The organism is Sinomonas atrocyanea (assembly GCF_030812675.1).
Classification (GTDB): Bacteria; Actinomycetota; Actinomycetes; order Actinomycetales; family Micrococcaceae; genus Sinomonas; species Sinomonas atrocyanea_B.
The window spans coordinates 409,354-434,808 of the sequence record NZ_JAUSTE010000002.1; the positions used below are offsets into that span (position 1 = coordinate 409,354).

Here is a 25,455-nt window from a genome sequence, read left to right on the forward strand (position 1 = left end):
GCCGCTAGAGTTCAGGTATGCAGGCGTCCGGCGTCTCCGAACTCGAACGGCACACCACCCCCCTGCGGCGGGGGCAGGTCCTGGCCTGGGCGGCATGGGACTGGGGGTCGGCGGCCTTCAACGCCGTCATGACCACCTTCGTCTTCACCGTCTACCTCACCTCCAAGGCCTTCGGCGGCGAGGACCACGGCTCCGCGGTGCTGGGCGCATGCCTGGGCGTCGCCGGGCTCGGCATCGCGCTGCTCGCCCCCGTCTCCGGGCAGCGCTCCGACGCGGGCGGGCGCCGCAAGCTCTGGCTCGGCGTCCACACAGGCGTGGTCGCGCTCCTGACCGGGCTGTGCTTCTTCGCGTTCCCGCGGCCCGAGTTCCTCCTGTACGGCGCGGCCCTCATCGCCGCGGGCCACGTCTTCAGCGAGCTCGCCGGCGTGAACTACAACGCGATGCTCGAGCAGATCGCGAGCCCCGCGACGATCGGCCGCGTCTCGGGGATCGGCTGGTCCGCCGGGTACTTCGGCGGGATCGTGGCGCTCCTGGCCGTGCTGGCGCTGTTCGTCCAGCCCGCCTTCCACTGGTTCGGCGCGTCCACCGTGGACTCGCTCAACATCCGGCTCGTGGCCGTCTTCTCGATGCTGTGGATCATCGCGTTCTCGCTGCCGGTCATGTTCGCCGTCCCCGAGGTCCCGCAGCGCCCGGCCGCCCGCCTCGGGTTCTTCGCCTCCTACGGGCTGCTGTGGCGGCGGATCCGGGCCATCTGGGCCACGAGCCCGCACACGATCTACTTCCTGGCCGCCTCCGCGGTGTTCCGCGACGGGCTCGCCGCGGTCTTCACGTTCGGCGGAGTCATCGCCGCCGGCACGTTCGGGTTCTCCCTCTCCCAGGTGATCTTCTTCGCGATCTTCGGAAACGTGGTCGCCGCGGCCGGGGCCCTGCTCGGCGGCGTGCTCGACGACGTGGTGGGGCCCAAGCGCGTGATCACGGGCTCCCTCGTGGGCCTGCTCGTGGCGGCCGGGGCGATCCTCGTGCTCGGCAACGGGGCCTATGCGGTGGGCGGGTTCACGTGGACCGGGCCGCTGACCTTCTGGATCTTCGGGCTGTTCCTGTGCCTGTTCGTGGGGCCGGCGCAGGCCTCTGCTCGGGCGTACTTAGCGCGCCTGGCACCCGACGGCGAGGCCGGCGAACTGTTCGGCCTCTACGCCACGACCGGCCGGGCCGTGAGCTTCCTCGCACCCACCCTCTTCAGCCTGTGCATCACGATCGCCACGCCCCTCGTCCCCGCGGGGCAGGCCCAGCGCTGGGGCATCGCGGGCATCATGGTGGTCCTCCTCGCGGGGCTGCTCGTGCTCCTGCCGGTCCGGCCGCCCGCGCGCGTGGCCACCGCGGTGGTGCCGGAGGCCTGACGGCCGCGCCCCCACACCGCGCACGACGCCGGCCGCTCGCCCTGGCTGCCCCCGCATCCAGGACCGTCCGTGGCAGAAGTGCACTTCTCGCCCCATAGTCCACCGGAAGCGCACTGCACGGCGAGAAGTGCACTTCCGGCGCTCGGTCCAGTGATCGGAGGTTCACCTCTCGCCCAGAAGTCCACGGACCGTGCACTTCTGGGCGGAAACGGCACTGCCGCCCCGGTGCTGTACCCGGACCCGCCCGGCAGCCCCACCGTCCCCGGTGCTGTACCCGACGCCGCCCGCTCCCCGCACCACCCGCCCACTAGAGTTGACCCATGAACGTTGACGAGACCGACCTCCCCGGGTTCGGGGTCCGCAAGGACTTCATGACCCAGTCGGGCCGCCGGCTCGGAGTTGTCACGCACCGCGACGGCGGGACGGAACTCATCGTCTCCGCGTGGGACGACCCGGACACGTGCCAGGCGAGCATCCCCCTCACGGCCGACGAGGCCACCACCCTCGGCAACCTGCTCGGCGGCCAGCGGATCGTCATGCAGCTCACCGAGGAGCACCGCGAGGTCCCGGGCATCTCCACCCGCCAGTTCCACGTCGCGGCCGAGTCCCCCTACCGCGACCTGCCCATGGGCGAGGCCGCCGTCCGCACCCGCACCAACGTCTCGATCGTGGCGATCATGCGCGAGGGCGAGGTGCTCGCGGCGCCGGGGCCCGACGTCGTGCTCCGCACCGGCGACCTCATCGTGGCCGTCGGCACCGAAGAGGGCCTCGACCGGGCCGCGCAGATCCTCCGCAACGGCTGAGCCGCGATGGAGCCCATCGCACTGACGCTGATCGAGCTGGGGGCGGTCGTCTTCGCCTTGGGACTGCTGGCGCGCCTCGCCGGCCGGGTCGGCATGTCGCCGATCCCCTTCTACCTCGTGGGCGGCCTCGTGTTCGGGGCCGGCGGGCTCATCGATCTGGGCGGCGTGCGCGAGTTCGCCCACCTGTCCGGCGAGATCGGCGTCATCCTGCTGCTGCTCATGCTCGGGCTGGAATATACGGCACAGGAGCTCGTCACGGGGCTGAAGACGTCGTGGCAGGCCGGCGTGATGGACCTCGTGCTGAGCTCGCTGCCCGGCGCAGGGGTCGCCCTGCTGCTCGGGTGGGGCGGCGTCGGCGCCCTGGTCATGGGCGGAGTCACGTACATCTCGTCCTCGGGGATCGCCGCGAAGGTCATCACGGACCTGGGCCGGCTCGGCAACCGCGAGACGCCCACGATTCTGGCGATCCTCGTCATCGAGGACCTCGCCATGGCCATCTACCTGCCGATCCTCACCGCGACCCTCGCCGGCGTCAGCTTCCTCGGCGGGCTGCAGACCGTGGGCATCTCCCTCGTCGTCGTGACCGTGGTCCTCATGGTCGCGCTGCGGCACGGGCACCACGTCTCCAAGGCCGTCCACAGCGAGAACTCGGAGGTCTTCCTCCTCAATGTCCTCGGCCTCGCGCTCCTCGTGGCCGGCCTGGCCTCGGCGATGCAGGTCTCCGCGGCCGTGGGCGCGTTCATGCTCGGCATCGCGATCTCGGGCACGACGGCGCATCTCGCCTCCCGGCTGCTGGAGCCCCTCCGCGACCTCTTCGCGGCGATCTTCTTCGTGGCCTTCGGCCTGAACACCGATCCGACCACCATCCCGCCCGTGCTCGGCTGGGCGCTCCTGCTGGCGCTGGCCACCGCGGCGACCAAGGTCGTGACCGGCTGGTGGGCGGCGGCGCGGGCCGGGGTGGCCGTGCCGGGCCGGGCGCGCGCCGGCGCGGCGCTGATCGCCCGCGGCGAGTTCTCGATCGTCATCGCGGGCCTCGCGGTCACCGCCGGCGCGGTCAACAGCGAGCTCGCCGCGCTCGCGACCGCCTACGTGCTCCTCATGGCGGTCCTCGGCCCCCTCGCGGCCCGCTTCGTCGAGCCGGCCGTCAAGGCGGTCCGCCGCCCGGGCGCCCGCAAGGCCGCAGCCGAGGCGTCCTCCTGAGCGCGCCCACCGGTCGCGCGCACGACGTCGGCCACTCGCCCGGGCGGGGCCGCCCACCCGCGGCGGCCACCCGGCGCTGGACTTAAACGCCCCCGCAACCGCGGCGAAACACCGCCCGCGTTGGATGGGGGCATGAGCATCTTCACGCACACGCCCCCTCCGTCCGAGCTGGCCTGCGACGTGTGCGGCCGGTACCCGGAGCCGACCAAGCTGAGGCTCATGCTCGCGAGCGTCGCGGCCACGCTGCCGATCGAGCTCGGGGCCAATGCGCTCCTGGTCGGCACGCATTGGCCGCTCGCCGTGCAGGTGGTGCTGCTGGCGGTGGTCTCGACCGCGCTCGTCATCTGGGTCGCGGAGCCCGGCGTGCGGCGGCTGTTCCGGTCCTGGCTGCACGCCCCGGCACTGCGGCGGCGGCGCGCGCTCGACGTAGCGCCCGCCCTGTGGCGCGCCCGGGCCACACTGGCGGACACCCCCGGGGCGCTCGAGCACCTCACGCACGCCCTGGCCGGGCTCGGGGCGAACATCCTCTCGATCCAGGCCCAGCCGGTGCGCGGCGGGGTGGTCGACGAGCTCGTCCTCTCGGCTCCCGGCGGACTGACCGAGGCCGACCTCCTGGACGCGCTCACCGACGGCGGCGGTGCGGGGCCGCGGGTCTGGCCCACCACCCCGCTCGCGCTGGCCGACGCGCCCACCCGGGCGCTCTCGCTCGCCGCGCAGGTCGCGGCCGCGCCCGCCGAGCTGCCGTACGCCGCCGCGGAGCTCCTCGCGGCCCAGCGCATCCCGGCCGAGCGCGTGGTGCCCGACGCGTGGCACGCCGCCCGGACCGTGCTCAAGGTGCCGACGCCGTGGGACGCGCCGCTCGTCCTCATCCGGCCGGGCGTGCCGTTCACGCCGGCCGAGGAGGCGCGGGCGGCCCAGCTCGCCGAGCTGGCCGAGGTCGTGGAGCGGCGGCGCGCGGCCCCCTGAGCGCGAGTTCACCCCGCGGGACCGCGAAGTCGGGCCTAGGAGCGCGAGGTCATCCCTAGCGGACGATCAGCACGTCCAGCGTCCGAGGCCCGTGGACACCCTCGACGCGCTCGAGCTCGATATCGCTCGTGGCGCTCGGGCCGGAGATGAGCGTGAGCGGGCGCGTGATGTCGAGCCGCGCGAAGCCTTCCGGGACAATCCCCACGATCGTCTCCACGGGCACCACGCACACGTGGTGGTCGGGCACGAGCGAGATCGCGCGGCGCCCCTGGTCGGCGGACCCGTCCAGCACAATCGTCCCGGTCTCGGCGATGCTCACCGCCGACCCCGTCACCACGGCCTCGATGGCATCGAGACGGTCGACGCCGAGCGGCTCCTCGCGCGAGTCGGTGGCCCTGCGCTCGGCGAGGCTCGGGTGGAGCCAGTTCGCCGGGAGCCCGGCGGGCGCGACGAAGGTCTTGCCCTCGAGCCGGGTCCTGATGGCCTCGGCCAACCCGGTCGCCTCCACGACCTCGACGCGGGCCTTGTAGTCCTCGAGTCGGTCGACGAGGAGGGCGACGAATTCACCCTCGGTGAGCCCCGACGTCGTGCGGTAGCCCGCCCCGTGTGCGGGAATCCCGACCTCGTGCCCACCCGGAGTGACGCGCTCCCCCGGGGTGCCCTCGGTGGTGCCGAGGGCTGCGTGGATCCTGGCGAGGATGTCGTCGCGGGCGCTCACTTGCCCTCCCCTTCCTTGATGCCCTGTGGGTCAGTCGAGTTCTTCTCGCGCTTGGCCCACTGGGCCCGGAAGGACTCCGCGGGCGGGGCCGGGATGTCGCGGCTCTGCGTCCAGCCGGCGCCGAGGCCGGGCAGCTTCGAGATCACCCCGTCACGGCCCGCAGCGGCCTTGCCGAGCGGGAGCCCGCGCTCGAGCAGGCCCATGCGCGCGCCGTCGGACATCGCCCAGGACGCGCCGGACATGGCGAGGTCGAACTGCGAGGGCAGGCGCCGCGCGCCCGGCCTCGAGCGCCGGGCCTCGACGTCCTCGCCGCGCAGGTGCACGAGGATCTCGGGGATGTTGATCTTCACCGGGCACGCGTCGAAGCACGCGCCGCACAGCGAGGAGGCGTAGGGCAGGGACTTGTTCTCCTCGGCCTCGACGCCGGTGAGCAGCGGCGAGAGGATCGCCCCGATGGGCCCCGGGTAGGTGGACCCGTAGGCGTGGCCGCCGGCCCGCTCGTAGACGGGGCACACATTCATGCAGGCCGAGCAGCGGATGCAGTGCAGGGCGGAGCGTCCATGCTGGTCGGCGAGCGCCCGGGTGCGGCCGTTGTCGAGCAGCACCACGTGCACGTCCTTGGGTCCGTCGCCGGGCGTCGAACCGGTCCACAGGGAGGTGTACGGATTCATGCGCTCCCCGGTCGAGGAGCGCGGGAGCAGCTGCATGAACACCCCCAGGTCCTCGGCCCGCGGGAGGACCTTCTCGATGCCCATGACGGTGATGAGCGTCTCGGGCAGGGTCAGGCACATGCGCCCGTTGCCCTCGGACTCGACCACGCCGAGGGTGCCGGTCTCGGCGATGCCGAAGTTTGCTCCGGAGATGGCCACCTTCGCGGAGAGGAACTTGCGGCGCAGGTGCTCACGGGCGGCCATGGCGAGCAGGCGCGGCTCGTCCGTCAGGGCCGGGTCCACGCCGGGCATCTCGCGCAGGAAGATGTCGCGGATCTCGGTGCGGTTGCGGTGGATCGCGGGGACCAGGATGTGCGAGGGCTTGTCGTGGCCGAGCTGGACGATGAGCTCGGCGAGGTCCGTCTCGAAGGCCGCGATGCCGCGCTCCTCGAGATACTCGTTGAGCCCGATCTCCTGGGTGGCCATGGACTTGACCTTGACCACCTCGCTCGTGCCGGTGGCGCGCACGAGGTCCTCGACGATCCGGTTGGCGTCGGCCGCGTCGCGGGCCCAGTGGACCGTGCCGCCGCGCGCGGTGAACTGCTCCTCGAACTGGGCCAGCAGCTCGGGCAGGCGCTCCATCGCCTCCGCCTTGATCGCCGACCCGGCCTCCCGCAGCTCCTCCCAGTCGGGCAGCTCGGAGACCACGCGCAGGCGCTTGTCCCGGATGGTGTGGGTCGCGTGGCGCAGGTTCGCGCGCAGCTGGCCGTTCTGCAGCTCCCGCCGCGCGTAGCTCGGGAACGGCTCGGTCTCGGAGATGTTCCCGAAGCCGCGGGGCGGCAGGGCGGGCATGCCGAGGGACACCGTGCTCATCGCGCACCTCCGGGGGTCCCGGCGAGGGCGAGCTCGCCGTCGATCGTGAGCGGCCTCTCGCGGGTGGAGGCGAGCACCTCGGCGAGGTGGACGGTCCGCACGGGGCGGCCCGACGGCGAGGTGCGGCCCTCACGGTGGAGGCCGCCCCCGATGTGCATGAGGCAGGAGGCGTCGCCGCCCGCGCACGCGCCGGCGCCGGTGCCGCAGATGTTCGCGACCTTGTCCGCGAGCATGGCCGAGGAGACGTCCGCGTTCTTGATCGAGAAGGTGCCACCGAAGCCGCAGCACTGCTCGGCCTCGGGGAGGTCCACGACCTCGAGGCCCTCGACCGAGGCCAGGAGCGAGCGCTGGCGGTCGCCGAGGTGGAGCAGGCGCATGCCGTGGCACGAGGGGTGGTAGGTGATGGTGCCCGGCAGGTAGGAGCCGAGCTGGGCGGCGGCATCGGTCACGCCGAGGACGTCGGTGAGGAGCTGGGCGAGCTCGTAGGTGCGGGCGCCGACGGCGTCGGCCCGGGCGGCGAGCGTGCTGTCGGCGCCCTTGGTCCCGTGCTCGACGGCCCAGCCCGCGACCAGCGAGTGCTGGTGCTTGACGGAGGCGACGCACGAGCCGGACGGCGCGACGGCCACCTCGTACTCCCCGGCGTCGAAGCCGGCCTCGAAGGTGCGGACGTGGTTGGCGACGACGGGCAGGGCCTCGGGGAAGTAGCCCGAGTTGACGTGCATCTGGCCGCAGCAGGCCTGGCCGGCGGGGAACACGACCTCGTGGCCCAACCGCTCCAAGACCTCCACCGTGGCCTGGGCGACCCGCGGGTACATCGCGTCGACGATGCAGGTCGCGAAGAGCGCGATTCTCATGGGTGTCCTCTCCCGGCCGGGCCACCGCCCGACCATGTGGTCTGACCATACTATAGGACGTGCGGCGGGTCACACCACACTATGACGAGGCGGCCTCCGCCCACAGGGACGGGCACCGGAGGATCAGGGCCGCGTCGCCTCGGCGAGGAGCTCGAGGATGTGCCGGTAGGGGCGCGCAGTGGCCCGGGTCAGCCCGATCTCGCACGTGCGGTTGCTGGAGGCGTACTCGGCGAACCTGCCGCCCCTGGCGCGCTCGGCCTCCTCGATGCCGCCGGCCTCCGGCGCGGTAGCGGAGGCGGTGAGCTCGGGGTGCAGGAGCCCGCGGTCGCCGGCGAACGCGCAGCACCCGGCCTCGGCCGGCGTGAAGACCTCGTCCGCGACGTGGGCGGCGATGGCCGCCAGCTGCGGCGTGGTTCCGGCGATCGTGCCCGAGCAGGTCGGGTGCAGCGCCACGGACGGGATCCGGCGGCGCACGGCCAGGCGCGGCAGCAGGTCCGTGGCGAACTCGACCGCGTCCACGACCCTCAGCGCCGCTCCTCCGGACTCCGCCGCCGAGCGCAGCATCACGGCGAGGCCCTCGGCGCACGAGGAGGCGTCCACGACGATCGGCAGGCGCCCGCCCTCGCTCGCCGCCACGAGCGCGGGGACCACGACCGAGCGCATGTGCTCCCAGCCGGCGGTCATGCCCTTGGACTTCCACGGCGTGCCGCAGCACATCGACCCGAGCCCCTCGGGGGTCCGCAGGCGCACGCCGGCGCGGTCGCACACGTCGAGGAACGCCCCGGTCGCGCCGCCCGGGTGGCCGCCGGGCTCGGGACCGAACATCGTGCCGATGCACGCGGCGAACAGCACGGCCTCGGCGGCATCGTCCCGCCGCCGGGGACGCGGGGAGCCGCCGGCCGGGAGACCGCCGTCATACGCGGGGACCCCGTCCCCGAGGAGCCTCCGCGCGAGCGCGGCGGCCCCCTCGACCGGAGCGGACGGCAGCGCCTTGGCGACGCTCAGGGCGGCCCCGCCCACGCGCGAGGCGGCCCCCCAGCCGCGGGCGGCGGCGTGCCAGGCCGCGGACTCGGCGGGCCCCGCCGCGTCGGCGCGGAGCCGGCGGACGAGGTCGCCGGTGTTGATGCCCACGGGGCAGGCCGTGCCGCACATGCCGTCCACGGCGCACGTGGAGACGCCGGAGTAGTCGTAGCCGTCCATGATCTGGCGGGCGAGCTCGTGGTTGCCCTCGGCGCGGGCCTGCTCGGCGTCCCGGCGAAGCGTGATGCGCTGGCGCGGGGTGAGGGTGAGCGAGCGGGACGGGCACACGGGCTCGCAGTAGCCGCACTCGACGCAGCGGTCCACTTCCTCCTCGACCGTCGGGGTGACCTTGAGGTGGTCCAGGTAGGAGCGGGGGTCGTCGGAGAGGACGGCGCCGGGGTTGAGGACGCCGCGCGGGTCCGCCAGGCGCTTGATCTCCTGCATGACCTCGTACAGCTCGTCGCCGTACTGCCGGCGCACGTACGGGGCCATGATGCGGCCGGTCCCGTGCTCGGCCTTGAGCGTCCCGCCGGCGCCGAGCACGAGGTCCACGAGGTCCTCGGTGAAGTCCTCGTAGCGGCGGGTGTCCCCGGTGCCGAAGTCCTCGTTGAGCATGAAGTGCAGGTTGCCGTCCTTCGCGTGGCCGAAGATCACCGGGTCCGCGTAGCCGTGCTGGGCCAGGAGGCCGGCGAGGTCGCGGGAGGCGGAAGCAAGCGACGGGACGGGGACCGCGATGTCCTCGAGCAGCTGGCTCGTGCCGGACGGGCGCGCGCTCGCCACCGTCGAGTACAGCCCCTTGCGGACCTTCCACAGGGCCGCGCGCTCGCGCGGGTCCCGCGTCATGGCGACGGGGCGGGCGAGGCCGAGCCCCGCGAACAGCGCATCCGCGGACGCGGCCCGGTCCGCGAGCTCCTCGGCGGTGCCCGCGGTGAACTCGACGAGCAGGGCGGCCGGGTCGGGGAGGTCGAGGGCGCGGATCTGCTCGGGGCAGTCGGGCAGGCGTGCCGAGACCCGCAGCGAGACGGCGTCCATGAGCTCGGCCGTGTCCGCGCCGGCGGCGACGAGCTCGGGCACCGCCGCCGCGGCGGCGCTCACGCCGGGGAACACGAGCAGGCCCGCGGCGACGTGCGGCTTCACCTCGACCGTGGCGAACACCGCCTCGGCCACGAACGCAAGCGTCCCCTCGGACCCGATGACCAGGTGTACGAAGATCTCGAGCGGGTCCTCGAAGTCGAGGAAGGCGTTGAGGCCGTAGCCCATCGTGTTCTTCATCGAGAACTGGTGCCGGATGCGGGCCACCGAGTCCGGCGAGGCGAGGATGCGCCGCCGCAGCCGGAGGAGCCCCTCGTGCAGCTCGGGCTCGCGGGCGGCGAAGACGGACGACGCCGCGGGGTCGCCGGAGTCGATGACCGTCCCGGAGGGCAGCACGAATGTCATCGACTCGAGCGTCCGGTAGGTGTTGGCCTCGGTGCCGCAGTGCATGCCCGAGGAGTTGTTGGCCACGACGCCGCCCACCGTGCACGCGATCTCGCTCGCCGGGTCCGGCCCGAGGGCGCGGCGGTGGCGGGCCAGGCGGGCATTGACGGCGCGGACGGTCGCGCCGGGCTGGACCCGGACCCGGGCGCCGCCGTCGAGGACCTCGATGCCGCCGAAGTTCCGGCGGGTGTCGGCGAGGACCCCCGCGGTGAGGGCCTGGCCGGACAGGCTCGTCCCGCCCGAGCGGAACGTCACGGACGTGGCGTGCCGGGCCGCGGCGGCGAGGAGCCCGGCCACCTCGGCGGCGGTGCGCGGCGCGGCGGCCACGCTCGGGACGAGGAGATAGTGCGAGGCGTCGTGGGCCTTCGCGTGCAGGTCGAGCGGGCGCGTCGTGACGGCGTCGGGGCCGAGGAGCTCCGCGAGCTCGTCGGCGAGCGCGCGCGAGCGGTCCCCGGACCCGGGCCCTGTCCCGGGACCCGTGCCGGGGGCCGCGGCTCCTGCAGTACCCCGGCGCGCGGTGCCGGCGGCGGGGCGGGGGCGGGAGCCCGCCGTCGTTCGCGTCATCATAGGAGTCCTCCCGAGCGTGTGGTCCGACCATAGGACCACATCTGTGCCCCTTGTCACAACCCCGCGAGTGTGTGCTAGCTTACGTGGTCGGACCACGACGGTCTGACCACATCGGCGCCGGGGCCTTCCCGGGCCGCCACGCCCGCAGGGAGCCCGCATGACCTTCACCCCCGTGACCGATCCGGTGGCCGGCAGCGTCGCCGTGTCCGCCCTGATCGGCCTCATCCCCCTCGTGACCTTCTTCGTGCTGCTCGCAGTGGTGCGGACCAAGGCGCACGTGGCCGGCGCGTTCGCGCTGCTCGCCGCGCTCGTCGTCGCCGTCGCGGCGTACCGGATGCCCGCGGGCCTCGCCGGGCTCGCCGCGAGCCAGGGCGCCGTGTTCGGCGCGTTCCCCGTCTTCTGGATCGTGCTCATGGCGGTATGGCTGTACCAGGTCACGGTCGTCTCCGGCCGGTTCGAGGACCTGCGCCGCATCTTCGACCGGATCGGCGGCGGCGACGTGCGCATCCAGGCCGTCCTCATCGCGTTCTGCTTCGGCGGACTCATGGAGGCCCTCGCGGGCTTCGGCGCCCCGGTAGCGATCACCGCCACGATGCTCATGGCGATCGGCATCAAGCCCCTCCGCGCCGCGGCCACCGTGCTCGTCGCCAACACCGCGCCCGTCGCCTTCGGCGCGATCGCCATCCCGATCACCACCGCCGGCAGCCTCACGGGCATCCCGGCCGCGCACATCGGTGCCATCGTGGGCCGCCAGACCCCGCTGCTGGCCTTCGCCGTGCCGCTGCTCCTGCTGCTGATCGTGGACGGCTGGCGCGGCCTGCGCGACGCCTGGGCCCCGGCCCTCGTCACCGGCGCCACGTTCGGCCTCGCCCAGTTCCTCTGCTCCAACTACTTCTCCTACGAGCTCACCGACGTCGTCGCGTCCCTCGTCGGCCTCGGCGTCGCCATCCTTTTCCTGCGGGTGTGGAAGCCCCGCGGCGCGGAGGCGGCCCGACTCCGTCTCGGCGGGGGCGTGCCGGCCATCGCCGGCCCCGGCGCCACCGAGAAGGCGCTCTCCGCGCCCCGCGTGTGGCTCGCCCTCTTCCCGTACCTGCTGGTCGTGGTGGTCTTCGGTGCCGCGAACCTGTGGCGGCTCGGCGTGGACCTCCCCAAGGCGCTCGCGTCCACGAACATCGCTGTCCCGTGGCCCGTGCTCCACAGCGCCGTGGTGGGCGCGGACGGCAAGCCGCTCTCCTCCACCGTCTACAGCTTCCAGTGGCTCTCGAGCCCCGGCACCCTCCTGTTCCTGTGCGGGCTCATCGTCGCGGTGGTCTACTCGCTGAACGACGGCGGCGGCCGCTACCGCGTGACGGTCGCCGGCGCGCTGGGCGAGCTGTGGCGGACCCTCGTGAAGATGCGGTTCGCGGCCCTGACGATCATGCTGGTCCTCGCCCTCGCCTACGTCATGAACCTCTCCGGCCAAACGGTCGCGATCGGCACGTGGCTCGCCGGCACCGGCGCCGCGTTCGCCTTCCTCTCCCCCATCCTCGGCTGGATCGGCACCGCCGTGACCGGCTCGGACACCTCCTCCAACGCCCTCTTCGCGAAGCTCCAGCAGACCGCCGGCCATGCCGCCGGCATCAACCCGGACCTGCTCGTGGCCGCGAACACCGCCGGCGGCGTGGTGGGCAAGCTCATCAGCCCGCAGAACCTCGCGATCGCCGCGACCTCGGTGGGGATGGACGGCCAGGAGTCCACGATCCTGCGCAAGGTGCTGTGGTGGAGCCTCGGCCTGCTGCTCGTGCTGTGCACGCTCGTGTTCCTCCAGTCCACCCCGGTGCTCGGGTGGATGCTCCCGTAGCCTGCCGTCCACGGCGGCGAGCCCCCGCTCCGGTGCCCGACGCGCCGGAGGCGGGGGCCGGCGTCGTCCGTCCCGGCCTCCCGCGTGCGGCAAGATGGATCCATGTCTGAATCCGCCACCGGCCGCGCGCACGACGCCGTGCTGCGCCACATCGAGGACAGCCTCCGCGCGGGCGAGCTCAAGCTCGGCGATCGGCTGCCCGGCGAACGCGCCCTCGCGGAGCAGTTCGGCATCTCACGGGCGTCCGTGCGGGACGCGATCCGCTCCCTCGAGGTCATGGGCGTGGTCCGCTCAGCGACCGGGTCCGGGCCCAATTCCGGCACGATCGTCGTCTCGGACCCCTCCTCCGCGCTGGGGGTGGCGCTGCGGATGCACGTGGCCAGCCACCACCTGCCGGTCAAGGACGTGGTCCAGGCCCGCATCATGATGGAGACGTGGTCGCTCGAGCACGCTGCCTCCGCCCCGTGGAGCCCCGAGCAGCTCGACGATGCCCGGCGCCTCCTCGAGGCGATGGACGACGACGCGCTGCCGTCCCAGGTCTTCACCCTCCTCGACTCCCAGTTCCACGTGGCCCTGAGCGCCCTCGCCGGGAACGTCGTGGTGAGCACCATGATGGAGTCGATGCGCGAGGCCATCCGCGGCTACATCGACGACGCCGTGGAGCGCCGCGGCGGCTGGGACGAGGCCGTGGACACGCTGCGCGAGCAGCACCGGGGGATCTTCGAGGCCGTCGAGGCGCGCGACGGCGAGCGCTCGGCCCGGCTGGTGCGCGAGCACATCGAGTGGTTCTACGCCCAGGCCCTCTGACCCTGACGCCCGCGGTCGGGCGCCGGGCGCGGGGGCGGGGCGGATCTCGCGGCCCGATCCCAGAGTGACCCGGATCTCGAGGCCCGATCTCGTGGGCCCGGTCGGCGAGAAGTGCACTTCTCGCCGACAAGCGCGCGTACGGCGAACTGGTGGGCGAAAAGTGCACTTCTGCACGGGCCTTCACGCGGGGCCGCCCGCGGGCGCCGCGCCGCGAGGCCGAGCCAGACCAGCGCCCCGGGCGCCGGGCGCCGGCGCTGAACCAAGGCAGGGGCGCTAGATCCGCGTCCGGTGGAAGTTGAGGTAGCTGCGCGAGGCGGTAGGCCCGCGCTGGCCCTGGTACCGGTTGCCGTAGTCGCCGGAGCCGTAGGGGTGCTCGGCGGCCGAGGAGAGCCGGAAGAAGCACAGCTGGCCGATCTTCATCCCGGGCCAGAGCTTGATCGGCAGGGTCGCGACGTTGGAGAGCTCGAGCGTCACGTGCCCGGAGAACCCGGGGTCGATGAACCCGGCGGTCGAGTGCGTCAGGAGCCCGAGGCGCCCGAGCGAGGACTTGCCCTCGAGCCGGGCGGCGATGTCCTCGGGCAGCGTCACCGTCTCGTAGGTGGAGCCGAGCACGAACTCGCCCGGGTGGAGGATGAACGCCTCGTCGGAGTCCACCTCGACCAGGCGCGTGAGCTCGGGCTGCTCCTGGGACGGGTCGATGTGCGCGTACTTGTGGTTATCGAAGAGCCGGAAGAACCGGTCGATCCGCACGTCCACGCTCGAGGGCTGGACCATCACGGGCTCATAGGGGTCGAGCCGGATGCGGTCGGCGTCGATTTCGGCACGGATGTCGCGGTCTGAAAGCAGCACGCCTCCAAAAGTACCGCAGAGGCTGCTCCTTCCCGCTGCGGGAGCCATTGCCGCCCTGAGACTGCTGAGGCTAGGGTGACCCTCGGGATTGGTGGGATTCTGCGCCCGCCACGGGGAGGAACAACTCATGCGACGCTTCGTCATGGCCGTCGCCGTGCTGGCCGCAGCGGCAGCCGCCGCGCTCGCACCCGCCGCCGCACCGCCGTCGCCCGTCGCCGCGACGCACGACGCCGGCCCCGCACCGGCCGCCTCGCCCTCCCCCGGCGCCGTCACGTCCGACAGCCTCGACGTGCGCCTGGGCACGGCGGGCGCCCCCGCCCAGGCGGCCCCGCCGCCGGTCGCCTCGATCGGCCCGGCCACGGGCCCGGCCGGACTCGACCCGTCCGTGACCTCGGTGAACCCCCTCGCGGCGCCCATGGGCGACACGTCCAACCTGGTCCGCGACAGCAACGCGTCCCAGGTCCTCGCCGTCTTCAACGCGATCAACGCCTGGCGGGCCCAGAACGGCCTCAAGCCCGTCCGCTACCACCTGAGCATCCAGGGGCTGGCCCAGGAGTGGAGCGACAGCATCGCCAGCCGGGAGGTGATCGAGCACCGGGCGAGCTTCTGGACCGACCCGCGCGCCCTGAACCCGGACAACGGCGCGGGCGAGGTCATCGCGGTGCGCTGGGACCGGGACGCGGCGCAGCTCGTGGAGTGGTGGAAGAACTCGCCGGCGCACAACGCGATCCTGCTCGACCCGCGGATGAGCGTGGTGGGCATCGGCATCACGTTCACCAACGGCACGTACCCGGCCACGCCGAACCGGTACGCGATGTGGGGCGTGGTGGACTTCTTCGGCTACACGACGCTGCCGGCCGGGACCACGGCGGCTCCGGGCGGCTCGAACGGCGGAACCCCGACGCCCATCCCGACGCCCACTCCCACCCCGACGCCCACTCCGGGCCCCACGACCCCGGCGCCCGCCCCCGTGAACCCGCCGCCCGGCGGGTCGGTGACCCCCGGCGGAGCCGAACTGTGCGCCGCCCCTGGCCGCTTCCAGCCCACCACGCAGGACACCTCCCGTGCCTCGCTGCACAGCGCGGCGGACGTCGTGGCGCTGAACCCGTCCGGGTCGATCGTCGCCTACCCGGCCGCGGCGGGGAAGCTGGGCACCGTGCCGACCACCCTCGGCACCGGGTTCGGCGGCGCCACCTCGGTGCAGAGCGTGGACTGGGACCGCGACGGCATCCTGGACCTCCTGGTCCAGTGGGGCGACGGGCGCCTGGTCCTCTACCCCGGCCTCGCCGGCGGGTCGTACGGGGCACCGGTGACCCTCGGCCAGTCCGGCTGGAACACGATGACCCTTGCGACGGGGCTGTGGTGCGCGGCCAACCGGCTCCCCCAGATCCTGGCCCTGGACCCCTCGGGCAGCCTGTACCTCTACCCGAACCGCGGGACCGGGGACATCCACGAGCGGGCGCTGCTCGCCACCGGGGTCCCCGCCGGGCGCCTCGCGGTCCTCGACGCGAGCGGCGACGGGCTCGAGGACCTCGTGGTGCAGCGCTCGGACGGCGCGCTCGTGCTGTACCGCTCGCTCGGGCAGGAGCAACTCGTGAACGAGGCGCGCCCCGTGGTCGCGACCACGGCGGCCACGACTGGCCCGCTCCGGGTGCTGCGTGGCCTCGACGGCGCCGGGAGCGTGGGGATCGCGGCCCTGCGCACCGATGGGTCGCTCGCCTACTGGCCCGTCGCGAACGGCCAGTTCGGAGCCCCGCGGGTGCTCGCCACCGGCTGGTCCGGGCTGCGTCTGGGCTGACGCACGACGCCGCCCGCTCGCCTCGCGGAGGGCGCGCCGCCGCCCGGGGCGGTCGTCTCGTGCGGACTACCGCTCGAGCGCCGTCTTGAGGTTCTCCAGCTGGGCGACCTCGTGGTCCATCGTCTTCTGCACCATGGCACCCATGAGCTTGAGGAACCCGGTGGGCTCGAAGGAGAGGGCGAAGGAGACCTTGGTTCCGCCGGGCTCCGGGGTCAGGAGGAATACGCCGTGCGGCCGGGCGGGCCCGGCGATGACGTGGAAGCGGAGCACCTCGCCGGGGCGCGCCTCGGTGATCTCGTAGTCGCCGTCGATCTCGCGGCCGCCGGGACCGGCCATCCGCTGCGCGTACACCGCGCCCTCGCCGGCCGCGGGGCCGGAGGTGTGGGCCACGGACCGGACGCCGGGGCGCCACGTCGTGTTGTTCAGGCCGTCGGCCAGGAACGCGTACACGTCCTCCGGGGTGCGCCGGATCAGGACGGAATATTCGGCCGCTGCCATGGCCGAACGCTAGGCCGGTCAGCTGGGATTCGGCTGGGAGCCCGGAGCGGCGTCCTGGACTCCGGGGCCGAGCTCCTCGCGCAGCTCGGCGCGGCGCCGGGGGGACATGAACGCCGCGCGCATGTGGTCGTTGGTGAGAACGTCCGCGACGCCGATCATGAGCACCGCGAAGACGATCTGCTCCACCACCATCCAGTACGGGTACAGGCCCGGGATCGTGGCCACGACGAGCGAGACGACGGGGAAGATCTGGCTGAACAGGCGCAGCCGCTGGTAGCCCCAGTAGTAGCCCTGGCGGGCGCGCCAGGCGAAGAAGAACAGCGTCAGGGTCATCAGGAGCACCACGATGCCGCGGAACCATGCCGCGAACCCGACGTCCGTGCCGCCGGCCTGGAGCGCCACGGCGATCGCCACGGCAGCGAGCCCGACGGCGACCTCGGCGAGCAGGATCCAGTAGACCCACTGGAACGCCCGCTGGGTCTTGGGGTGCTCGAGCTCGTGGCGGTCCACGATGAAGTGGCCGTGGCGGCCGCCGAAGGTCCTGTCGATGTCGACGCCGAGGATGCGCAGTTCAGGCATGGCATCAACGCTAGCGGCGCGGACTGTGCGCACGCTGGGCCGGCGCTCGTCCGTTCGGCCGATTCCCGCGAGGTCACCCCGCCTGACCGCGAGGTCACCCCTTCCGCGCCGCGCCCCGCCGCCGCACATTCCACAGGGCCGCGCCGACACCGAGCGCCGCGGGCCACGCGAGGTACCACCCGCAGGTTGCCGCGATCGCCGCGACGGCGACGAGCCCCGCGGCCGCGACGGCCCGCTGCCCGCGTCCGGGCAGGAGCCGGAGGGCCGCGGCGAGCCCGGCCACGTACACGGAGACGATCGCGGCGGTCACCAGCCGGACGAGCACCCCGGTGGTGTCCGTTCCGGCCCCGAGGACCACGAGCCCCGCCGTGCTCAGGGCTGTCACGGCCACCAGCGCGTTCCGCCCTCGCCCGAACCAGGCCGGCAGCGACCCCGTCTGCCCGAGGGAGCGGCCCAGCTCGGCGGCGCCGGTCGCGTAGCTCGTCAGGGTGCCGAGCGTGAGCACGACGGCGAGCACGGCCGTGAGCGCCTCGCCCACCGGGCCCAGGGCGAACCCGAGCAGTGCTGCGAGGGGGGCATCGCCGCCGGCGGCGTCCCCGAGTGCGAGCACGGACACGGCCGCGAGTGCGAGGTAGAGGATGCCGACCAGGGCCAGGGCAAGCGCCGTCACCACGCCGAGGTCACGCTCGGGGTTCCGGAACTGGCCGCCGAGGTAGCTCATGGCCTCCCAGCCGGCGAAGGCCCAGACGATCAGGGCCGCGGACGGCGCGACGGCGCCCCACCCGTGGGCCGCGAACGGCTCGAGCCGGCTCGCGTCGGCCCGCGTGAGGCCGGCCGCGATGGCGAGGACCATGACCGTGAGGATCGTGCCAGCGAGGACCAGCTGGAGCGTCGAGGACGTGCGCACCCCGGCCCAGACCGCCCCGAGCACCGCGGCGGCGAGGCCGCCGGCCGCGGCCAGGGCGGCCCAGCGCGGCGCGCCCAGGGCGTGCGCCGCGTACTGCCCGGCGAACAGGGCGGAGGCGGGGATCCCGAACGGGATTGTGAGGTAGAACCACCAGCCCGACGCGGTGGCCCAGTAGTCGCCGAAGGCGCGCCGGACGTAGGTCGACACTCCCCCGGCGTCGGGCATCCTCCGCCCGAGTGAGGCGAAGGTCCAGGCGATGGGCCCCGAGGCCAGCACGAGCCCCGCCCAGGAGAGCAGGCTCGCCGGTCCCGCCTCCCGGTAGGACAGCGCGGGGAGGGCGATCACGCCGGTCCCCAGGACTGCTCCGAGGTAGTAGGCGAGACCCCGGGCCCGGCCGAGGGTTCCGGGTGCGGCGGTGCGGACTGCGGCGTCGGCGCTCATGCACACCACGCTAGGAATCCGGGCCGCGGCGCACGAGTGCGAGCCGTGCCGCGCAGCGCTAGATTTGTGCCATGGCACCGATCCCAGCGTCGCCAGCCGCCCACCGTGTGGGCCTTGTGCTGACGGACAACCTGCCGATCTTCGAGCTCGCGGTGCCGTGCGAGGTGTTCGGCATCGCCCGTCCGGACCTCCACGACCCGTGGTACGAGCTCACCATGGTGCGCGGCGAGCCCGGCGAGATCGCGGCGGCGGGCGGCCTCGCGCCGTCGTCCGCCGAGCCCCTCGCGGAGCTGCGGGAGATGGACACGATCGTGGTCCCGGCCTGCGAGCGCAGCCTCCAAGTGGACCGCGCCGCGCAGGAGCCGCTGCTGGCCGAGCTCCGTGCGGCGGCCGGGCGCGGGGCGAGGATCGCGTCGCTGTGCTCGGGGGCGTACCTGCTGGCCCAGGCCGGGCTCCTCGATGGGCGGGACGCGACGACCCACTGGATGAACTGGGAGGACTTCGAGGCGTCCTTCCCGCGGGTCAGGCTCCGGCGGGACGTGCTCCTCACCGCGGACGCCGGCGTCTACACGAGCGCGGGCACGGCCGCCGGCATCGAGCTGTGCCTGCAGCTCGTGCGCGAGGACTTCGGGGACGCCGTCGCGGCGAGCGTGGCGCGGCGCATGGTCGTGGCGGAGCGGCGCGGTGCGGCCCAGTCCGAGTACCTCGAGTCGGTCGCGCGGCCGCTGGCCGCGGACCCCCTCCGCCATGCCATGGACTGGGCCGAGAAGAACCTGCACGCCCCGATCGGACCGGACGCGATGGCCCGCCGCGCGCGGATGAGCCGCCGCACCCTGTACCGGCGGTTCGAGGCGGCCGCCGGCACGTCGCCGTCGCAGTGGCTGCTCGAGCGGCGGATCGACTCGGCGCGGCGGCTACTGGAGGAGACCGACCTGCCCATCGAGCGGGTCGCGGAGCGCGCCGGGGTCGGTTCCGCGGCCAACCTGCGCGCGCACTTCGCGCGGATCGTGGGGATGTCGCCCTCCGCCTACCGCGAGGCGCGGCGCCGCGGGGCCGGCTGAGGCGTCCGACCGCAGCGCGCTCCGGGGGCCGCCCGGCCCGCAGCGCGCCGCCGGGAACGGTGCGCAGACCACCCGTGCGCGTGTTGTAAGCTGGGTGAAGCCCTTCGGGGCCACGCGGCCGTAGCTCAATGGCAGAGCGCTCGCTTCCCAAGCCAGATACGCGGGTTCGATTCCCGTCGGCCGCTCTCTTCCGCCCCCGGTCCACTGGACCGGGGGCTTTTCTGTGCCCCCCCCGGCGGCGGGGCCCGCCCGGAAGGCGGACCCGCTCACCCTGCTGGGTGCCTCCGGAGCCAGAGCGCGAGGCCGAGCGCGGCCAGGGCCGGCACCGTGCCCGAGACGAGCATCGCGAGGTGGGCCCCGAGGCCCTCGGCGAGGCCGCCGAGGAGCGGGCCGCCGAGGGCCTGGCCGCCGATGAGCACCATGGTGTACAGGCTCATGACCCGCCCGCGGATGCCCACGTTGGCGCTCGTCTGGACCATCTGGTTGGCCGAAGTCAGGAAGGTCAGGGCGCAGAACCCCGAGACCGCGACGAGCGCGCAGAACAGCGGCAGCGAGGGGGCGAACGCCGCCACGGCGAGCATCGCGCCGTACAGCCCCGCGCCGCCCACCACGGTGCGCAGCCGCAGCTGCAGGCGCCGGGCCGAGGCGATCGCGCCGGTGAGCGCCCCGACCGCCACCATGGTGTTGAGCAGCCCGTAGCCGCTCGCGCCGACGCCGAAGACGTGGTCGGCGAAGGCCGCGAGCAGCACCGGCAGGCTCATCGCGAAGAGGGAGACGACGCCGGCCATGACCCACGGCCAGCGGATCGTGGGCTTGCGCCACGCGTAGCCCACGGCCTCGCGCAGCATGCCGCGGGCAGCCGGGGTGGGCGGGGCCACCACGAGCCTGTCCTTGCGCAGGAGCGAGAGCATGACGGCGGTGCCGCAGCACGCGAACGCGTTGACCACGAACGCCCAGCCGCCGCCCACGGCGGTCAGGAGCCAGCCGGCCACCGCCGGGCCGATGAGCGCGCCGAGCTGGAAGTTGGTGGAGTTCACGCTGATGGCGTTGCGGAGGTACTTCGGGCCCACGAGCTCGTTGACGAATACCTGGCGCGCGGGCTGGTCCACCACGGTCACGAGGCCGAGCACGAGGGCGATGCCGTAGACGTGCCACACGGCCAGGGCTCCAGTGAGCGAGAGCGTGCCGAGCGCCGCGGCGCACGTGGCGGCCCCGAGGGCGCAGATCTGCAGGAGCCGGCGTTTGGAGAACCGGTCGGCGACGAGGCCGCCCCAGGGCCCGAGCAGGAGCACGGGCGCGAACTGCAACGCGACAGTGACGCCCACGGCCGCGACCGAGCCCGAGAGCTGGAGGACGAGCCAGTCCTGGGCGATGCGCTGCATCCACAGCGCCACGACGGCCACGAAGTGCGCGGCCGCGAACATCCGGAAGTTGGGGACGCTGAGGGAGATGAAGGTGTGCCGCCACGGCAGGCGCTCCGCGGCCACGGCGAGGGGCCCGGTGGGCGGGAAGGCGACGCGCGAGGGGTGGGGCTCCGAGCTGGCTGAGGGCAGGGCTGGGCTGGGCGAGGTCACGGAAGAGTCCTGGTTTCGGTCGGGAGGGCCGGTGTCGATCGACTCCCTTCACCGTAGACTCGCGGCGAACGATTGTGGAAGGCTATTTCCCCTCTAACTGCTATTGCGTTGCGCAATGCGGCGGCGCAGGATGGCCGCATGGCCGCCCCCACCTTCGACCCCGCCCACCTGCGCAGCTTCCTCGCGGTCGCCGAGCATCTCAGCTTCACGCTGGCCGCGGAGCGCCTCGGCCTCGCCCAGCCCACCGTCAGCCAGCACGTGGCCAAGCTCGAGAAGGCCGCCGGCCGGATGCTCCTGGTCCGCGACACCCACGGCGTCCGGCTCACGGACAACGGAGACGCGATGGCCGGCTTCGCCCGCGCGATCCTCGCGGCGCACGACGACGCGGCGCGCTACTTCCGCGGCGAGGCCATGCGCGGGCGCCTGCGCTTCGGCACGGCGGACGACCTCGCGATCACGGGCCTGCCGAAGATCCTGCGCGAGTTCCGCCGCGCCTACCCGCAGCTCAACCTCGAGCTCACGGTGAGCCAGAGCGACGATCTCTACCGCCGCCTCAAGGCCGGCCAGCTGGACCTCGTGTTCATCAAGTGGGTCGCCGGCGCCCAGGACGGCACGGTGGTGCGGCACGACTCGTTCTCCTGGGTCGGCGTCGAGCAGACGGCGCTCGATCCCGCCGGTCCGGTGCCCCTCGTCGTCTACCCGGCGCCGAGCCTGTCCCGCAGCCTGGCGATCCAGGCGCTCGAGGCGAGCGGGCGGACCTGGAAGGTCACGTGCAGCACGAAGCAGATCGCCGGGGTGCTGGCCGCCATCCGGGCCGGCCTCGGCGTCGGCGTCATGCCCACCACCCTCGTGCCGGACGACCTCGCGGTCATCACCCACCGGTTCGACCTGCCGCCGGTCGGGGACGTGGACTTCACCCTCATCCGCAATCCGCTCGCGAACTCGGCGGCGGCGGACGCCCTCACGGACGCCATCCTCGGCCGCGTGCTGAGCCGCAGCTGAGGGGACGCCAGGCGGCCCAAGTGGCGAGGACAAACATCAGACGTCTACCCTTTGATCATGCCGCCCGAGACCGAGACCCTCACGCCTGCCCCCGCCCACGACGTCCTCGACGAGTCCCTTGCCCCCGAGCTCGACGCCCGCGTCCTGGAGGATCCGCCGTCCGGACCGGGGCGCGGCCGCACCGCCCTCCTCGCGGTCGCGGCCGTGGTGCTCATCGGGCTCAACCTGCGCGCCGGGATCGCGAGCGCGTCCTCGCTGTACCACGATCTCAAGCTGTTCCTGGGCTACGGACCGCTCGTCGCAGCGGCGCTGCCGGCCATCCCCGTCGCATGCTTCGCGATCGCGGGCGGCGCCACCGCGTGGCTCACCGCGCGGCTCGGACTCGAGCGGGCGATCGGGCTCGCCCTCGTGCTGCTCACGGCGGGCCTCGCGCTGCGGTCCGTCCCCGCCGAGGGCATGCTGCTCGCGGGCACGGTGGTGAGCATGAGCGGCCTGGCGGTCTGCAACGTCGCGATGCCCTCCTTCATCCGCGAGCACTACGCGCACCGCACGTCCGGCATGACGGCGGCCTACACGGTGACGATGTCCCTCGGCGCGACGACCGCCTCCGCGGTGGCGGTGCCGGTCGCGGCGTCGCTCGGCTCCCCCACGCTCGGGCTGGGCGTGTGGGCGGCGCTGGCCGCCCTCGCCCTCGCGGCGTTCGCCCCGCTCGCCCTGCGATCGCGCCGCCGGGCCGTTGCGGATCCCGCCCATCATGTCTCGCCGTGGTCCCTCCTGCGCACCCGGCGGGGCGTGCTCGTCACGGCGCTGTTCGGCGTGCAGGCCCTCCTCGTCTACACGATCATGGGCTGGCTGCCCTCGATCCTCGTCTCCCGCGGCATGGACCCCGCCATGGGCGGGCTCATGCTGGGGCTGCTCCAGCTTGTGAGCATGGGCGCCGTGGCCGGAGTGCTCGCCCTGGCCGCCCGTCCCGGGCTGCTGCGCCCCGCCTTCCTGCTCACGGCGTCGGCGGCCCTGCTCGGCGCCGTCACCCTCGTCGCATTCCCGGGCTGGAGCATCCTCGTTCCGGTGGTGCTCATGGGGCTCGGCTTCGGGGTCTTCCCCCTGGTCATGGTGGTCATCAGCCGCAGCGGAAGCACCGCCTCGGAGACCACCGCGCTCTCGACCCTGGCGCAGTCGCTCGGCTACCTCGTCGCCACCGTGGGCCCGTTCGGCATCGGGCTCCTCCACGACGCGATCGGCGACTGGACGGTGCCGCTGTGCGCAGTGGTGGGGATCGCCGTCGTCCAGCTCGTGCTCTCCTACCGGCTCGGCGCGGAGCCGGGCGCCCCGCGGCGCGTCCTCTCGGCCCCCGCGGGCGGCCGCGCATGAGCGCCGCGCCCTCGAGGCGGCCGCCGCTGGCCCAGGAGATCACCGAGGAGCTCCGGCGGGAGATCGCCTCGGGCCGCTGGGCGGTGGGGTCCCGGATCCCGCCCGAGCCGCAGCTCATCGACCGGCTCGGCGTCTCGCGCGGCACGCTCCGCGAAGCCGTCAAGGCGCTCGCCCACGCCGGCCTGCTCGAGGTCCGCCGCGGCGACGGCACCTACGTCCGCTCCACGAGCGAGATGGCCGGCACCGCCCGCCGGGCCTATCGCGAGTACGGCGAGGAACAGGTCTTCGAGGTCCGCTTCGCCCTGGACGCGCAGGCCGCGCGCCTGGCCGCCCGCGCCGCGGACGACGACGACCTCGCCGCCCTCCGCGCGCTGCTCGCCCGCCGCCGGGTGGCCTGGGCGGAGGGAGACGCCGAAGGCTGGATCGCCGCCGACTGGGACTTCCACCTCAAGGTCGCCGAGGCCTCGGGCAACCCGCTCCTGCACGAGCTGTACGGCACCTTCGGCGACGTCTTCCACGGCGTGAAGATGAAGCAGCGGCTCCGGGACGGATTCGACGCGTGCCGCGCGGCGGGCCACGAGGACCTCGTGCGCGCGATCGCCGCGCGGGACGAGGACACCGCGGCCGCGACCGTCCTGGACAACCTCCGCTACTGCACCACGTGGATGCACTGACCCGCCATGCAGTGACCCGCCCCACAGTGCGGCCGGGCCGCACGGAGTAGAATCAATCGCGATGAACCGCACACTGTTCAAGTCCAAGATCCACCGCGCCACGGTCACGCACGCTGACCTCCACTATGTGGGCTCGGTGACGATCGACCTCGACCTGCTCGAGGCCGCGGACATCCTGCCGGGCGAGCTCGTCTCCATCGTGGACATCACCAACGGCGCGCGCCTCGAGACCTACACGATCGCGGGCGAGCGCGGCTCCGGGGTCATCGGCATCAATGGCGCGGCGGCGCACCTCATCCACGAGGGCGACCTGGTCATCCTCATCACCTACGCCTCGATGAGCGACGCCGAGGCGCGCGAGTTCGTGCCGACCGTGGTGCACGTCGACGCGGACAACCGCATCGTCGAGCTCGGCACCGACCCCGCCGAGGGCCACGGCCCCGGGATGCTGCGGCCGCCGTTCGCCATCCAGGCGCACCTGAACTAGTTCACGGGCACCGCGCGGAGCGGGCGCTAGGCTGAGGGCGTGCCCCATGGAAACCGATTGCCATCCCCGTGCCATCGGGGGCGCCCATGGTAGGCGTCCTCGAGGGGTTCGCCGTCGTCTGGGCGATCATCGGCGTCGGCTGGTTCTGCGCCCGCCGCGGGATCCTGGGTGAGGGCGCTCAGGCGGTCCTGAGCCGGCTGTCCTTCTTCGTCGCAAGCCCGGCGCTCCTCCTCGAGACGCTCGCGCACTCCGACCTGCGGGCCGTCTTCTCCACGCACCTGCTCGTCATCGCGGTCAGCTCGACCGCGATCGGTGTCGTCTCCCTCGTCGTGTTCAGGTGGCTGCGGGGACGCAGCACGCCGGAGGCCCTCATCGCCTCCATGAGCGCCTCCGTGGCGAACTCGGGCAATCTGGGCATCCCCATCTCGGTGTTCGTCCTCGGCGACGCGAGCTTCGTGGCGCCCCTGCTGATCTTCCAGCTGGCCCTGTTCACGCCGTCGTACCTCCTGGTCCTCGACGGCACGACGGCGACCGCGAAGCCGGGGCTGGCGCGCGCGGCCCAGTTCGTGCTCCCGATCGTGACGAACCCCAACATCATCGGATCCATGATCGGGCTCGTGCTGGCCGCGACCCACTGGACGCCGCCCGAGCTCATCATGCAGCCGATCCACCTCATCGGAGGGGCCGCGATCCCGGCCATGCTCATGGCCTTCGGCATCTCGCTGCACGGGTCGCGGCCGCTGCGGGCGGACGACGGCCGGCGGCTCGACACGGCCCTCGCCTCGGTGCTCAAGGTCGTGGTGCACCCGTTCATCGCCTTCGCGTTCGCACGCTTCGCCCTCGGCCTGGGCGGCCACGAGCTGTTCGCCGCCGTCGTCACCGCGGCCCTCCCCACCGCCCAGAACGTCTACATCGCGGCGCAGCGGTACCGGCACGGGATCGTCGTGGCCAAGGACACCGTGCTCATCACCACCGTCGTCGCGGTCCCCGCGATGGCCGTCATGGCAGCCCTCCTCTCCTGACCGCCGAACGTCTAGGCTTCA

22 protein-coding genes and 1 tRNA gene are annotated in these 25,455 nt (G+C 73.5%); 14 read left to right on the plus strand and 9 right to left on the minus strand.

What is annotated here, in order from left to right; translation table 11 throughout:
* Nucleotides 1–17: 17 nt before the first annotated feature.
* The 4 genes from J2W20_RS05680 to J2W20_RS05695 all read left to right on the plus strand — a co-directional run bounded on the left by J2W20_RS05680 (nucleotide 18) and on the right by J2W20_RS05695 (nucleotide 4,366).
* Entirely contained in the window at nucleotides 18–1,397 is a 1,380-nt protein-coding gene (locus J2W20_RS05680) for an MFS transporter (protein WP_307005375.1), read from the plus strand.
* 320 nt (nucleotides 1,398–1,717) lie between these two features.
* On the plus strand, nucleotides 1,718–2,200 hold the full coding sequence (locus tag J2W20_RS05685) for a cation:proton antiporter regulatory subunit (RefSeq protein WP_307005377.1): 483 nt from the start codon (nucleotides 1,718–1,720) through the stop codon (nucleotides 2,198–2,200).
* Between the two features lie 6 nt (nucleotides 2,201–2,206).
* On the plus strand, nucleotides 2,207–3,400 hold the full coding sequence (locus J2W20_RS05690) for a cation:proton antiporter (protein ID WP_307005380.1): 1,194 nt from the start codon (nucleotides 2,207–2,209) through the stop codon (nucleotides 3,398–3,400).
* 132 nt (nucleotides 3,401–3,532) lie between these two features.
* Nucleotides 3,533–4,366, plus strand: a complete 834-nt coding sequence (locus J2W20_RS05695) for an amino acid-binding protein (protein WP_307005382.1) — start codon at nucleotides 3,533–3,535, stop codon at nucleotides 4,364–4,366.
* Nucleotides 4,367–4,421: 55 nt separating this feature from the next.
* Here the strand turns inward: J2W20_RS05695 and J2W20_RS05700 are convergent, their stop codons facing one another.
* The 4 genes from J2W20_RS05700 to J2W20_RS05715 all read right to left on the minus strand — a co-directional run bounded on the left by J2W20_RS05700 (nucleotide 4,422) and on the right by J2W20_RS05715 (nucleotide 10,521).
* Complete coding sequence (locus J2W20_RS05700; RefSeq protein ID WP_307005384.1) at nucleotides 4,422–5,084, minus strand: LutC/YkgG family protein; 663 nt, start codon at nucleotides 5,082–5,084, stop codon at nucleotides 4,422–4,424.
* The gene (locus tag J2W20_RS05705) at nucleotides 5,081–6,607 is read right to left on the minus strand and encodes a lactate utilization protein B (protein WP_307005385.1); all 1,527 of its coding nucleotides are present in this window, start codon (nucleotides 6,605–6,607) and stop codon (nucleotides 5,081–5,083) included. Before J2W20_RS05705 ends, J2W20_RS05700 begins: the two co-directional genes overlap by 4 nt.
* Nucleotides 6,604–7,461 carry a (Fe-S)-binding protein gene (locus J2W20_RS05710; protein ID WP_307005387.1) on the minus strand — a complete coding sequence of 286 codons (858 nt, stop codon included), beginning with the start codon at nucleotides 7,459–7,461 and terminating at the stop codon, nucleotides 6,604–6,606. The genes J2W20_RS05705 and J2W20_RS05710 overlap by 4 nt, the downstream gene beginning before the upstream one ends.
* A 123-nt stretch (nucleotides 7,462–7,584) precedes the next feature.
* Complete coding sequence (locus J2W20_RS05715; RefSeq protein ID WP_307005389.1) at nucleotides 7,585–10,521, minus strand: FAD-binding and (Fe-S)-binding domain-containing protein; 2,937 nt, start codon at nucleotides 10,519–10,521, stop codon at nucleotides 7,585–7,587.
* Between the two features lie 160 nt (nucleotides 10,522–10,681).
* On the opposite strand from J2W20_RS05715, the gene J2W20_RS05720 reads away from it, so the two are divergent.
* On the plus strand, nucleotides 10,682–12,364 hold the full coding sequence (locus J2W20_RS05720) for an L-lactate permease (protein ID WP_307005391.1): 1,683 nt from the start codon (nucleotides 10,682–10,684) through the stop codon (nucleotides 12,362–12,364).
* Nucleotides 12,365–12,466: 102 nt separating this feature from the next.
* Entirely contained in the window at nucleotides 12,467–13,171 is a 705-nt protein-coding gene (locus J2W20_RS05725) for a FadR/GntR family transcriptional regulator (RefSeq protein ID WP_307005392.1), read from the plus strand.
* A 273-nt stretch (nucleotides 13,172–13,444) separates the two neighbouring features.
* Here J2W20_RS05725 and dcd read toward each other — a convergent pair whose 3' ends face one another.
* Complete coding sequence (gene dcd, locus J2W20_RS05730) at nucleotides 13,445–14,020, minus strand: dCTP deaminase (protein WP_307005394.1); 576 nt, start codon at nucleotides 14,018–14,020, stop codon at nucleotides 13,445–13,447.
* A 127-nt stretch (nucleotides 14,021–14,147) separates the two neighbouring features.
* Between dcd and J2W20_RS05735 the strand changes: the two genes are divergently transcribed.
* Nucleotides 14,148–15,818 carry a CAP domain-containing protein gene (locus J2W20_RS05735; RefSeq protein WP_307005396.1) on the plus strand — a complete coding sequence of 557 codons (1,671 nt, stop codon included), beginning with the start codon at nucleotides 14,148–14,150 and terminating at the stop codon, nucleotides 15,816–15,818.
* A gap of 66 nt (nucleotides 15,819–15,884) precedes the next feature.
* Here the strand turns inward: J2W20_RS05735 and J2W20_RS05740 are convergent, their stop codons facing one another.
* From J2W20_RS05740 to J2W20_RS05750, 3 genes are all read right to left on the minus strand, one after another.
* Nucleotides 15,885–16,316 carry an SRPBCC family protein gene (locus tag J2W20_RS05740; protein ID WP_307005398.1) on the minus strand — a complete coding sequence of 144 codons (432 nt, stop codon included), beginning with the start codon at nucleotides 16,314–16,316 and terminating at the stop codon, nucleotides 15,885–15,887.
* Nucleotides 16,317–16,334: 18 nt separating this feature from the next.
* Nucleotides 16,335–16,895, minus strand: coding sequence for a hypothetical protein (locus J2W20_RS05745; protein ID WP_307005399.1), 561 nt, complete (start codon nucleotides 16,893–16,895; stop codon nucleotides 16,335–16,337).
* Nucleotides 16,896–16,989: 94 nt separating this feature from the next.
* Entirely contained in the window at nucleotides 16,990–18,243 is a 1,254-nt protein-coding gene (locus J2W20_RS05750) for an APC family permease (protein WP_307005401.1), read from the minus strand.
* Nucleotides 18,244–18,314: 71 nt separating this feature from the next.
* Between J2W20_RS05750 and J2W20_RS05755 the strand changes: the two genes are divergently transcribed.
* Together J2W20_RS05755 and J2W20_RS05760 are read left to right on the plus strand one after the other, a co-directional pair.
* A complete protein-coding gene (locus J2W20_RS05755; protein WP_307005403.1) occupies nucleotides 18,315–19,304 on the plus strand; it encodes a GlxA family transcriptional regulator in 990 nt (329 codons plus the stop codon).
* 114 nt (nucleotides 19,305–19,418) lie between these two features.
* Nucleotides 19,419–19,489, plus strand: a tRNA-Gly gene (locus tag J2W20_RS05760).
* Nucleotides 19,490–19,570: 81 nt separating this feature from the next.
* On the opposite strand, the gene J2W20_RS05765 is transcribed toward J2W20_RS05760, so the two are convergent.
* Entirely contained in the window at nucleotides 19,571–20,878 is a 1,308-nt protein-coding gene (locus tag J2W20_RS05765; RefSeq protein WP_373457959.1) for an MFS transporter, read from the minus strand.
* A gap of 138 nt (nucleotides 20,879–21,016) precedes the next feature.
* Here J2W20_RS05765 and J2W20_RS05770 point away from each other — a divergent pair, with 138 nt between their 5' ends.
* The 5 genes from J2W20_RS05770 to J2W20_RS05790 all read left to right on the plus strand — a co-directional run bounded on the left by J2W20_RS05770 (nucleotide 21,017) and on the right by J2W20_RS05790 (nucleotide 25,434).
* Nucleotides 21,017–21,880 carry a LysR family transcriptional regulator gene (locus J2W20_RS05770; RefSeq protein ID WP_307005405.1) on the plus strand — a complete coding sequence of 288 codons (864 nt, stop codon included), beginning with the start codon at nucleotides 21,017–21,019 and terminating at the stop codon, nucleotides 21,878–21,880.
* A 57-nt stretch (nucleotides 21,881–21,937) separates the two neighbouring features.
* Entirely contained in the window at nucleotides 21,938–23,251 is a 1,314-nt protein-coding gene (locus J2W20_RS05775) for an MFS transporter (protein ID WP_307005407.1), read from the plus strand.
* Nucleotides 23,248–23,925, plus strand: coding sequence for a FadR/GntR family transcriptional regulator (locus J2W20_RS05780; RefSeq protein WP_307005409.1), 678 nt, complete (start codon nucleotides 23,248–23,250; stop codon nucleotides 23,923–23,925). Before J2W20_RS05775 ends, J2W20_RS05780 begins: the two co-directional genes overlap by 4 nt.
* Nucleotides 23,926–23,986: 61 nt before the next feature.
* The gene (gene panD / locus J2W20_RS05785; RefSeq protein ID WP_307005411.1) at nucleotides 23,987–24,412 is read left to right on the plus strand and encodes an aspartate 1-decarboxylase; all 426 of its coding nucleotides are present in this window, start codon (nucleotides 23,987–23,989) and stop codon (nucleotides 24,410–24,412) included.
* An 86-nt stretch (nucleotides 24,413–24,498) separates the two neighbouring features.
* On the plus strand, nucleotides 24,499–25,434 hold the full coding sequence (locus J2W20_RS05790) for an AEC family transporter (RefSeq protein ID WP_307005412.1): 936 nt from the start codon (nucleotides 24,499–24,501) through the stop codon (nucleotides 25,432–25,434).
* Nucleotides 25,435–25,455: the final 21 nt, after the last annotated feature.